This is a genomic window from Bradyrhizobium sp. LB14.3 (assembly GCF_040547985.1).
Taxonomy (GTDB): Bacteria; Pseudomonadota; Alphaproteobacteria; order Rhizobiales; family Xanthobacteraceae; genus Bradyrhizobium.
This window is the reverse complement of record NZ_JBEPQT010000070.1, coordinates 1-5,982: the sequence shown is the minus strand read 5'-3', so window position 1 is coordinate 5,982 and position 5,982 is coordinate 1. Positions and strand designations below refer to the sequence as shown.

The 5,982-nt window shown below is 56.2% G+C and carries 4 protein-coding genes and 2 pseudogenes; 5 read left to right on the top strand and 1 reads right to left on the bottom strand.

Annotated elements, in window-relative coordinates:
* Window positions 1-233: pseudogene (locus ABIB00_RS38620) on the bottom strand (IS256 family transposase); the annotation flags it as partial.
* A gap of 219 nt (window positions 234-452) precedes the next feature.
* Here ABIB00_RS38620 and ABIB00_RS38615 point away from each other — a divergent pair.
* From ABIB00_RS38615 to ABIB00_RS38595, 5 genes and pseudogenes are all read left to right on the top strand, one after another.
* Window positions 453-748 (top strand): annotated as a pseudogene (locus tag ABIB00_RS38615) (aminotransferase class I/II-fold pyridoxal phosphate-dependent enzyme); the annotation flags it as partial.
* A gap of 795 nt (window positions 749-1,543) precedes the next feature.
* The gene (locus tag ABIB00_RS38610) at window positions 1,544-2,605 is read left to right on the top strand and encodes an extracellular solute-binding protein (protein ID WP_354107965.1); all 1,062 of its coding nucleotides are present in this window, start codon (window positions 1,544-1,546) and stop codon (window positions 2,603-2,605) included.
* Between the two features lie 83 nt (window positions 2,606-2,688).
* Entirely contained in the window at window positions 2,689-3,570 is an 882-nt protein-coding gene (locus ABIB00_RS38605) for an ABC transporter permease (protein ID WP_354107964.1), read from the top strand.
* Window positions 3,560-4,360: an ABC transporter permease gene (locus ABIB00_RS38600; protein WP_354107963.1), complete on the top strand. Its 801-nt coding sequence runs from the start codon at window positions 3,560-3,562 to the stop codon at window positions 4,358-4,360. Before ABIB00_RS38605 ends, ABIB00_RS38600 begins: the two co-directional genes overlap by 11 nt.
* Before the next feature lie 11 nt (window positions 4,361-4,371).
* Window positions 4,372-5,472, top strand: coding sequence for an ABC transporter ATP-binding protein (locus tag ABIB00_RS38595; protein WP_354107962.1), 1,101 nt, complete (start codon window positions 4,372-4,374; stop codon window positions 5,470-5,472).
* Window positions 5,473-5,982 lie beyond the last annotated feature (510 nt).

Genomic DNA, 5,982 nt, shown 5'->3' with positions numbered 1-5,982 from the left:
CGACCGGACCGATGCCGGTCATCACCTCGCGCTCCGGCAGGTGACCGTGGCGGACCACGCGCTGGTGGCCGTCCCGGGTCTTCAAATCGGCATGCTGGCCTAGAAAGTCAGTCTGCAACCTCGGCCGAGACCGCCTGGGTCAGCAGGGCACGCGCTCCATTGCGCAAGACTTCTGTGAATTGATCGTCGAAGATTCCTGGCTGAATCAGATGGATGACGTTATCGTTGGACACGGCATATCGCTCCTTCGGTGGAGAAGTGGAGGCGTCAAGCACCCCCACGATATGCCGCCTTTCCGATTCCCGCCGTCACCAACTTTGGGCGATAGCTCGCTTATCACAAGCCGACAGGGAGACAGCTATACGCAGTTGCCGGACCGGTTCTGCATCGCGCTTTGAGCGGTTTACGTCGCTGAGCGCCATTCCAGGTTCGGTGTCGAATAAGAGCTCACCAACGATCCCCAGTCGACCGAAACCACTATTCGTGAATGGCGCGCTAAGGGCGGAATGGGCCGCGTTTGGATCGTGGTCGAAAGCCTTTACAGCATGGACGGCGATTTCGCGCCGCTTGACGACGTCGTGGCGATTGCCAACCAGCACGACGCGTTCCTAATGGCTGGTGAGGCGCATGCGACGGGCGTATACGGGGCACAGCGCGGTGGGCTTACCGCATCCTACGCAGGTCGCGAAACCCTTGTTTCGTTCGCACCTGCGGCAACGCATGTGCTGCGGGGCCAATGCTCGATGCACTCGTCGAGGAAAGAGCATCTTACAATTGCTAGCAACGTCGTGGAGCCGGCATCCGTACACCCAACAGCGACCTACGCTGCGACGAAAACAACCCTGGGCATTGGCGTGATCAGGAACAAGCGACGTGTCGCGCCGGCCACGCTGACATTGCAAGCATTTTTGAACAACCGTAACCCACTGCTTGGACCGCTCGGCGACGATCTACTAACATAGCGCCCGCATATTGCGATGACGTACTCGAACCTTGATGACGCTATTCCGATATTGTTGCGGCGACCGATGCATTGTCTGACGATCGCGCCCGTCGCCTGGCGGCATCAAGCGCGTGATCATTGCGGCTCGCTCCTGGATCCTCCCCCAAATCGAGCGGGCGGGCAGGGCCTATCGAAACTATGGGATCGCAGCAGGGCTCGCTTGCGCGCACATTAGCGCGAAACTGCACTATCCGGCCGCAGGCCGCAGAATTTCGGCAGCAAAGCCCCTGTCATTGGTGGACTAGACATCTTGGAGGTCCGTAATGTTCGCCACGGAATAACAATCGCGTGCGAGGTAGTGCTCCGGAGAGGGGAAGTTCAAAGTCGCCGCAATTTGCGATGCAGTGACCAGAGGGTTTCCGTTGCCGGACAGCGCATCCGGCGCGAGACCAGCGCGCTTCGGCGCGGCTCTCGCACGTACTTTCGAGAACCGGGTGTTCCGAGCCAGTGCAGGGCGCGGATACTCGCATCCGCGGCTGTGATTCGAGGTGGGCCTCGCCGAGACTCTGCTTGAAAGCCGTGCTGAATCAACGAGAGAGGATGGACACGATGAAACGGCGAACATTCCTGAAAGTCGCAACAGCGGGTACAGCCAGCGCGCTAGTTGCGCCTTACGTGCATGCAGAGTCGAAACAGTTTGCGGGCATAACGTTGCGTGTAAACGGTTATGGCGGACTTTACGACGAAGCGCTCAAACGGAATGTGGCCGCGCCGCTTGAGGAGAAGTACGGGCTCAAAGTTCAGTTCATCGCCGGCACGACATCCGCAGACTTTGTCAAACTAATCGCCAACAGAGACAATCCGCCTTTTGACCTGTTTATGGGTGACAGCCCGAACATGGTCGAGCTCACCAAGGCAGGCATAATCGAGGAGATCAAGGCGTCGGAAGTTCCGAACGTCAAAAGACTTCTCCCAGGCTTTCGCGAGTTCGGCGATTATGGAGTGCCGTTCAGCGTAGCTTCCGTTATCCCCGTCTACAATTCGAAGTACATCAAGCAGCCGATTGCTTCGTATTCGGATATTGCGCGATCCGATCTCGCGGGGCGCGCGGTCATTATGGCTTCCGCCACATACGGCAGCCTTCTCACGCTACTTGGCTTGGCCGAGGAAAATGGAGGCTCGACTGCAAACATCGGTCCTGCGCTGAAGGTGATGAGCGCCGCGAAGCCAAATATTGTTGCGCTCGCGCAGACAAATGTGGCCGAGATCCAGATGTTTCAAAACGAAGAGGTGTATGCGGGCATATTCTGGGATGGTCGCGCTCACGAACTAAGGACTAAGGGTCTTCCCATTGTGACCGTTGTCCCACCTAAGGGCATTTACTCGGTCATCACCTACATCAACGTCGTCAAAGGCACTAAATATCCAGAAGCTGCATACGCTTACGCTGAGCAGTTACTGTCCGATCAGGGTGTCCTCGGTGTGCCTCAAGCGCTCCGATACGGAGTAACAACCGACGTGACTTTGCCGGAAGAGCTTCGCCACGACCTCTTGTTTAACTCGCCTGAGCGTATTGCTCTGAAAAAGACAGTTGATTGGGAGAGGCTTATAGCGAACCGCAGTGCGTGGATTGAGGAGCTGAATAAGATAATCCGCACCTAGCTGGCTGAAATCGTTATGAAGTTCTGCGGATTCGTCGACACCGTGACTCGTGCCTAAATCGCTACCAATGCGGAGGGTTTCATATGGAGCAGTCTCTTGCCACTCGCCGGGCCTTGACCCCTGCGCTTCTGTTGGCCCCGATGATCTTGCTGCTCGTCATATTCTTGATCGTTCCTACGCTCGGATTGCTGAGAGCTAGTTTTCTCTCCGGTAGCCACCTTCTCGATGGGAGCGGCTTCAGCCTGCAGCAATATGTCCGTTTCTTCTCCGATTCCTATTACTCTTCGGTGCTGTTCGAGACGTTCATCGACGGGATTATCGTCAGCCTGATTTGCTTGGGAATTGGATTCCCCACCGGGTACTCGCTCGCGCGGCTTCCGCCCCTGGCACGGCGATGGCGCACCATTATCGTGATTATGCCCCTGACACTCAGCCTTGTGGTTATCGTATTTGGCTGGTTGATCATTCTTGGACGCAATGGAGTGGTCAATTCAATTCTCTTAGGTTCGGGACTTTCTTCATCGCCGAAACAACTATTGTTTAGCCGGCCAGCGGTCTTAACTGTCCTGGTGCAGCAATTTCTTCCATTTATGATTTTGTCAGTCATGAGTGTGGTCACTCAAATAGATCCAGTACTCGAACATGCGGCTGCCAATCTACGCGCAAACCGCTTCGCGACATTCCGCAAAATTATCATTCCGCTTGCGGTTCCCGGGATACTTGCCGGCTTTAATCTCGTCTTTGTGCTCTCGATCTCTGCGTTCATTACCCCGCGACTCATTGGCGGGAATCGCGTCGCCATGCTCGGTAGCCTGATCTATGAGCGGATCATGGCAGAACTGAACTGGCCCTCCGGGGCGGCAATGGCGTTCATCCTGTTGGTGAGCGGCCTGGGTGTTACAGCGGCACTGAACGCCCTAGCTGCATCGCGCGTTCTTGTGAAAGGAGCGCGGCATGCGCGTTGATCTTGTTGATCGGGCAATGGCCGTATCCGGCGCGACTATCCGCGCGATCGTGTACGTTATGCTTGCACTACCCGCGCTACTTGTGATCGTGTCATCGTTCACCAGCGGGGAAACGTTGAATTTCCCTCCCGCAGGCTTTTCCGTTCGCTGGTATCGAGAGGCATGGAAGAACGACGTGTTCATGACTGCACTCTGGACGAGCACGTATGTTGCCGTGCTCGTTGCCACGTTGGCACTCACGATTGGCTTCGCTGCCGCGTTCGCAATCAATCGCTTTTCCTTTCCGGGCAAGGCCTTCCTGCAAGCGCTCGCCTTCTCACCCTTGATTATTCCGGCGGTCGTCCTCGGGATCGGCCTGCTACAACTTTTCGCGTCCTTGAACCTTACCCAAACGCTGTTCCCTCTGCTATTGGGTCACCTGGTGCTTGCCATCCCATACGTAATGCGCACCATTCTTGCGAGCCTTAGCTTACACAATCAAGTGCTCGAAGAGGCAGCGATGAATTTGCGCGCCTCGCCTTTGCGAGTCGTTCGGCGTATCACCCTGCCGCTCATCCTCCCTGGCCTGTTGTCGGCTGCAATCTTCGCCTTTGTCACGTCATTCGGAAACGTCACTGTTTCCGCGTTCTTGACTTACGGGGGCAACGTCACATTACCAGTACAGATATTTACCTACGTAGACACCAGCTATGATCCGCTGGTTGCCGCCATCTCGAGCTTGATGATCATCGTAACGTTGGCCGTCATCCTGACGATCGAGCATTTGATCGGCAGTGAACGGTTCGCGTAGTGCGAGACGACATGCTCGCCTTCAAAAAGGACGAAACGCTCGTGCGGGACAACAATGACCTAGTCGTGGAGTTGCGCTCAGTTTCCAAGCTCTATGGCGATACGGCTGCAGTCGCGGACATTTCGCTCAAGGCGCTGCGGGGGGAACTTCTTTGCCTGCTTGGTCCCTCTGGATGCGGAAAGACAACCACACTGCGCATGGTCGCCGGCTTCGTAGATCCATCCTCTGGCAGTATACACATAAATAATGTTGATATGACGCACCAGCCTCCCTATCGACGCGATACGGGCATGGTTTTCCAGAGTTACGCACTCTTCCCGCATATGACGGTTGCTGAAAACGTCGCATTCGGTCTGGAGAATTTGAGGTGGCCGCGCGAGAAGCGTGAGACGCGCGTCGCCGAAATGCTCAAGCTTGTCGAGTTGCCTCATCTGGCTCAGCGCCTGCCAAGTCAGCTATCCGGCGGTCAACAGCAGCGCATTGCGCTCGCTCGCGCGCTCGCAATGAAGCCGGCGGTACTCCTTCTAGATGAACCATTCTCCAATTTGGATGCACAGTTGCGTGTGCGTATGCGGGAAGAACTCCAGGAAGTGGTCAGATCAGTCAACGTTACCACCTTGTTCGTAACACACGATCAAGAGGAGGCATTGACCATGTCGGATCGGATTGTCGTCATGAATGCGGGTAAAGTGGAGCAGATTGGAACGCCCGGCGAAATCTACGAGACGCCCGAGACGCCTTTCGTTGCAAACTTTATCGGCTGGTGTTCGTTGCTAACGGGCGTCGTGGACGATACTGGTGCTTTCAGGTCGACAGCTGGCCTTCGGATCAAGGGTGACTGGAAAGCTGGTCCTGCCACAGTGGTGATCCGGCCGGAACAGGTCAAGTTGTCGGCCGATGGCGCTGCGGGCCAGAGCCAGCAGGCGCGCGTCCTCCATTCTCATTACTTGGGAGGCGCGACCCGGGTTGTGCTTGATATCAATGGAGAGCGACTCACAATGCAGGAACGCCTTCCATTTGGACGTCATCCGAAATCCGGCGACGTCCTTGATGTTACTATTAGCACGGACAGCCTCCGCGTAATTCCGATAAATGAGGGACACGCTTCATAGGCTGCGCCCAATGAACTCGTCCAGCCCTCCCGGCGGCGGAAGGACTTGAGCGATAGACTTGAAAGACCATCGCTCTGAGAAATATGAGCGCGGTGAGCCAGAATTCGCTCAATCCGTAGGTTTGGCTGTACCAAGCGAGGCAACGGCATAGGCTGCGACCTCGTTGGTAGAGCGCGATGAGGCACGTGCGAGTGACAAGCTTCGGTGCGGATGTAGGGTAAGCGTCGCTCTGAGGCCCATTTGATTGGTCGCCCGTGAACAAGCCTCTAAGCGATTGAGCCAGAATCTGTTTTTCGGATGCGGCGGCATTTGAGATTGCAGGGATTGGGGGCTTGAGGCCGCCAAACCTTGCAATTTTCATTTGTGGATTCCCTTTCGCTGCGGACCATGATTCTGTGGTGCATCGGAGGGGGACTGACCTGCCCCTGAAGTTTCACCCAGTAGCGGTTAGAGTCTCGGCGGATGTTACGCCGTTTGGCGCGGTGTGAGCAACGTGCGATCGGCGGAGCT

What these genes read in the sequence shown, in the direction of transcription:
- ABIB00_RS38610 (WP_354107965.1), top strand. Translation starts at nt 1,544, where the DNA reads ATGGACACGATGAAACGGCGAACATTCCTGAAAGTCGCAACAGCGGGT.
- ABIB00_RS38595 (WP_354107962.1), top strand. Translation starts at nt 4,372, where the DNA reads ATGCTCGCCTTCAAAAAGGACGAAACGCTCGTGCGGGACAACAATGAC.
- ABIB00_RS38600 (WP_354107963.1), top strand. Translation starts at nt 3,560, where the DNA reads ATGCGCGTTGATCTTGTTGATCGGGCAATGGCCGTATCCGGCGCGACT.
- ABIB00_RS38605 (WP_354107964.1), top strand. Translation starts at nt 2,689, where the DNA reads ATGGAGCAGTCTCTTGCCACTCGCCGGGCCTTGACCCCTGCGCTTCTG.